Here is a 4,696-nt window from a genome sequence, read left to right on the forward strand (position 1 = left end):
CTCCAGGGCGTCGTACCAGTCGCCGCCGATCCGTGCGTGCGCCGACGGCGGCAGGTGGGTCGCGGCGAGGTCGAGGGTTCCCGGGCCGGCCTGCGGGAGCCGCAGGGGGCCGTGCCACGTCGGCAGCACGGCCTCCTGCAGCTCGACCGCGAGCCGGTGCTCGGTCCGCGCGGCGGCGTGCCGCTGGCGGTGCAGCGAGTCACGGGTCTCGCTCACCGCCCGCCGGCAGCTGCGCAGTTCGCTGACGTCGCGCAGCACCGCCCACATCGAGGCGGTGCTGCCGTCGGCACCGAGTACCGGTTCGCCCATCATGTGCACGGTCCGTACGCCGCCGTCCGGGCGTACGACGCGGAACTCCCCGTCGATGGGCCGGGCGTCGACCAGACAGTCCGTGACCATCGCGGTCAGTCCGGGCCGGTCCTCCTCGAACACCAGTGAGGGCAGTTCGTCGAGGGTGAGCGGCGCGGTGGCCGGGTCGCGGCCCAGGATCCGGTACAGCTCACCGGACCAGCGCACCTCGTCCGTGAGCAGGTCCCACTCCGCGCTGCCGACCCGGCTGAGCAGGGCGTCGTGCGGTGCCGGCGCGGGACCCGGCACGGGGAGCGGGTCGTCCCGCAGTTGCGCCAGGTGCCCGTCCAGGTCGTCGAGCTGGTGCAGCGCCAGGTCGTACAGCGCGCGCCGCCAGCGCTCCCGCGGGTCCGCCGTGTCGGCCGGGGTGTCACGGCGTACGGCGTCCACCTCGCCCTTGAGCCGCCGGGTCTGCGAGATGAGCGCGTCGACCGGACCGCGTCCCGGCGGCGGGGCGGCTGGACGGTCCGCGGAGAGGTGGGACGGCATGACGCACTCCGATGCGGGAACGGTACGGCCTTCGGGCGGAGGGAGGGGCCGCTACGACTGTCGCACAGCCCGCGACGGCCTGTAAGGGATTCGGCAACACACGATAAGGCGGTGCCTACGGCATATGCCACCGTCTTCGCCGGGTTACCCACAGGAATACGTCAGAGGTGCGGTGGGCGTCTCAACTCCCATGATACGCAAGGGATATGAGGCCCCGTCGGTCACCCGTCACCACTCATCCGCACGTTCGACGGACAAGTGTTCGTGTGCGGGTGACCGGTGGGTCGCCCCGTCCTCAGTAGCGCAGCACCGCCGCCATCCCGTCCGCGTCCCCGAGCGCGCCGTCCGGGACGAAGCGGACCTCGGCGCCGGTCTCCAGGCACTGCTCCACGATCTCGTCCACGATGTCCGCGCGGGCGTCCAGGTCACCGTCCTCGGCGACGATCAGGTGCTCGCCGGTGTCGCGCACCGTGATCCGGTAGTTCTCCTCCACGGCCAGCAGCCGGACCCGGCCCTCCCGGGCGCTCTGCCACAGCTCGTCGACGCCGGCCGCGAACTCCTTGCGGCCCCGGGCCGACTCCAGCGACCGCGCCACGTCCTCGGTGCTCCTGCGGGCCTCGGCCTCCAGCACCGGCCGCACGGCCTGCCACACCGCCTCGGGCGTGCCGTGCGCCAGGCCGCCATGCGGGACGTGCACGGCGTCCCCGGCCACACTGCCGGCCTCGCCCAGCAGGGACAGGGCGGCGGGCTCACCGGTGACGTACAGCGGCCGCGGGTGGTGGCGCAGCAGCTTCCCCATCGCGGTGTCCGCGTCGCGCAGGAACCGGCGGGTGTCCTCGTTCCGGAAGCTGCTCGGCTGGTCGCCGATCCACTCCTGCCGCTCGGGGTCGAAGTTCCGCTGCTCCCGGATCAGCGGGAAGCCGCCGGCGCGTTCCTCGACGACCCGGTCCACGCCACCGCTCCACAGGGTGCACCGGTCGGCGGAGACGGACAGCACCCAGAACGGCCGCTGCGCCGTGTGGGCGGAGACGAGGTTGCGGGTCAGGAAGGTGTCCGAGAGGACGATGCGCTCGGGCACGGCGCGGGCGAGCGACCACACCTGGTGCTCGCCCGGGGCGGCGAAGATGGCCAGACCGTCCTCCGAGTGCGACAGATCGACCTCGGTCAGGGCCCGGTCGAGCTGCAGGGCCACATCGGCGCGCCGGTCCCGGGTGACCGCGGGATCGGCCTCCAGCTTCTTCTTGGCCTCGGCCACCGCGTTGCGCAGCCGGACGGCGTCCTGGGTGTTGAGGGGATCGCGCCGGTGCGTCGGCGTCAGCACGGACACCGCGGGGTAGGGGCGCGGGCGGCGAAGCTCGGCAAGGGTCGCGGGACTCAGATCGTGCTCCATGACAGCACCATAGGGCGGATCCACCGACAGGGCATTCGGGGCAAAGCGGCCTGTGCGTCTCCGGGGCCGGGCAGCCGCTCAGAGGCGGCCGTCGTCCTCGGATCCGCAGGAACTGCCGCTGCGCGGCAGGGAGCCGTAGAGCAGGAAGTCGTCGATCTTGCGGTGGACGCACTCGGACGACCCGTAGCCGGTGTGCCCCTCGGCCCGGTTGTCCAGCACCACGGCGGAGGGACCGAGCCGCTCGGCCGTCTCCACCGTCCAGCGGTACGGCGTGGCCGGGTCGCCCCGGGTGCCGACCAGCAGCATCTTCGGCGTGTCGAGGTCCTTGACCCGCTCGCGGATGTAGTCGGTCCCCCTGGGGCGGCCGTAGCACAGCACCACCTGGGCGAGCCGGTACCGCCCGAAGACCGGCGAGGCCTCCTCGTAGGCGCTGCGCAGCCGGGCCAGGTCCCGGGTCAGCCGTTCGGCGTCCGGACGGTCGGGGTCGTCCGCGCAGTTCACCGCCATCAGGGCCGCCGGCAGGTTGTCCAGGGGCACGTCCTCCTCGTCGACGAGGGGGTGGTCGGCCCGCTGGGGCGCGGGCGGCGCCATCCCTCCGGTCGCGAGGGCCTCCACCCCGCGCGTGTCCCCGTCCTCCACGAGCTGGGCGAGCGCCCGCTGCAGCAGCGGCCACATCTCCTGGGTGTAAAGGCCCTGCCCGATGGCACCGGCCAGGTCCTGACCGGTGAACTCGTAACCGAAGTCGGTCGGCACCGGGTTCTCGTCGAGCGAGTCGACCAGCTCCACGACCTGGGTGCGGGCCGTGCGCGCGTCCTGTCCGAACGGGCAGGCGAGCTCCTCGGTGCACCACGTGAGGAAGTTGTCCAGCGCGGTCTGCTGCCCCCTGGCACTGGCCAGCCCCTGCTCGGCCAGCGGCTCGGTCAGCGTGTCCACGCCGTCCAGCGCCATGCGGCCGACCTTGTCGGGGAACCTGGCGGCGTACACCGCGCCGAGCCGGGTCCCGTACGAGAACCCCAGGTAGTTGAGCTTCCTGTCGCCGAGCGCCTGACGCATCACGTCCAGGTCGCGTGCGACGTCCACGGTGCCGATGTGGTCGAGGACCGGGCCCGAGTGCTCGGCACATTCGGCGGCCACCTCGCGCAGCTTGCGCAGCGTGTCGTGCGGATCCGCCATCTCCTCGCCGCCGGTGGCCTCCAGTGCCTGGCCGGTGGCGTCGGCGCCGCAGCTCACCGGTGAGGAACGGCCGACGCCCCGGGGGTCGAAGGAGACCACGTCGTAGTCCTCGGTCAGGCCCAGGAAGTCCTCGCGGCCGCCGGCGAGCCCCATCACCCCCGAACCGCCCGGGCCGCCGAAGTTCAGCAGCACCGAGCCCCGCGGGTCGCCGGAGGCGCGGTAGCGGGCGAGGGCCAGTTCGAGGGTGCCCTCGCCGGGCTTCGCGTAGTCGAGCGGCACGGTGACCGTCCCGCACTGCATGTCCTCCGGCAGGTCCGTGCCCTCGCAGGCCGTCCACGTGATCTTCTGGTCGTAGAACCGGTCGAGGCCGGAGTCCGCCCGGTCGGTGGCCGTCAGCCCCGTACCCAGCAGGGCCAGCCCGACCGCCCCGGCGGCCGCGCAACGCCGGACCGAGGGCCGCACCGCGCAGCGCCGGACCGAGGGTCGCTTGGACAGCTTGGCCAGCATCGATGCCTCCAGGGACGCCCCGACCGACGCCCTCGCCCACCATAAGCGGGCCCCCGGGCTCCCGCCCGTCGGTCCCGCGGCGGCCCGCCGGGCACCCCGGCCCGGTGCCCGGCCGTCATGAGTTCGACGGCCTTTGCCCGGGGTTCGAGCGGCGGGACGCCCGATGGGGTGAACCGGCTGCGGCATACGGATGAGCCATAACCCGGATGCCGCAGCCGCGTTCTGTCCGGTGCGGGCGAACGTCCGCGACCATCTCCGGAAGGCAGGGAACCGATGGGACGGGTCACCCGAAACAGCGTGATCGCCGTCGCCGCGGCGTCGGGCGCGATGGCCGTTGCGGTACCGGCGTACGCCGATGCCGGGGCGGAGGGCGTCGCGGCCGGTTCGCCCGGCGTGGGGTCAGGGAACACCGTCCAGCTCCCGGTGCACGCCCCGGTGAACGTGTGCGGGAACACGGTGAACGTGGTGGGTCTGCTCAACCCCGCCGCGGGCAACACCTGCGTCAACGAGGACACGGGCGGGCGGGGCGGCACGGCGACGGGGCCATCCGCCGTGGCCGGGACGCAGGATTCGCCGGGAGTGGTGTCCGGCAACGGGGTGCAGTTGCCGGTGGATCTTCCGGTCGACGTCAGCGGGAACAGCGTGAACGTGGTGGGCGCCGGCAACGCGTCGGCCGGCAACACCTCCACGAACGCCTCCGGCGAACGGCCCGGCCGCCCGGCCGAACCCGGACCCGAGCCCGCCGCGACGCCGCGCACCCTCCCCGACCCGGCGCCGCACGCGGCCCCG

The 4,696-nt window shown here is 73.6% G+C and carries 4 protein-coding genes; 1 reads left to right on the forward strand and 3 read right to left on the reverse strand.

The window, feature by feature from the left end; all coding sequences use genetic code 11:
- From B7767_RS31525 to B7767_RS31535, 3 genes are all read right to left on the reverse strand, one after another.
- Nucleotides 1-837: PAS domain-containing protein (locus B7767_RS31525; RefSeq protein WP_179167362.1), on the reverse strand; the 837-nt coding region annotated here is incomplete at its 3' end.
- 295 nt (nucleotides 838-1,132) lie between these two features.
- On the reverse strand, nucleotides 1,133-2,227 hold the full coding sequence (locus tag B7767_RS31530; protein ID WP_085575108.1) for a chemotaxis protein: 1,095 nt from the start codon (nucleotides 2,225-2,227) through the stop codon (nucleotides 1,133-1,135).
- A gap of 78 nt (nucleotides 2,228-2,305) precedes the next feature.
- A complete protein-coding gene (locus B7767_RS31535) occupies nucleotides 2,306-3,907 on the reverse strand; it encodes an alpha/beta hydrolase (RefSeq protein ID WP_085575109.1) in 1,602 nt (533 codons plus the stop codon).
- A 273-nt stretch (nucleotides 3,908-4,180) separates the two neighbouring features.
- Here B7767_RS31535 and B7767_RS49150 point away from each other — a divergent pair.
- Nucleotides 4,181-4,696: chaplin (locus B7767_RS49150; protein ID WP_306298011.1), on the forward strand; the 516-nt coding region annotated here is incomplete at its 3' end.

This window comes from Streptomyces sp. 13-12-16 (assembly GCF_002114215.1).
Taxonomy (GTDB): Bacteria; Actinomycetota; Actinomycetes; order Streptomycetales; family Streptomycetaceae; genus Streptomyces.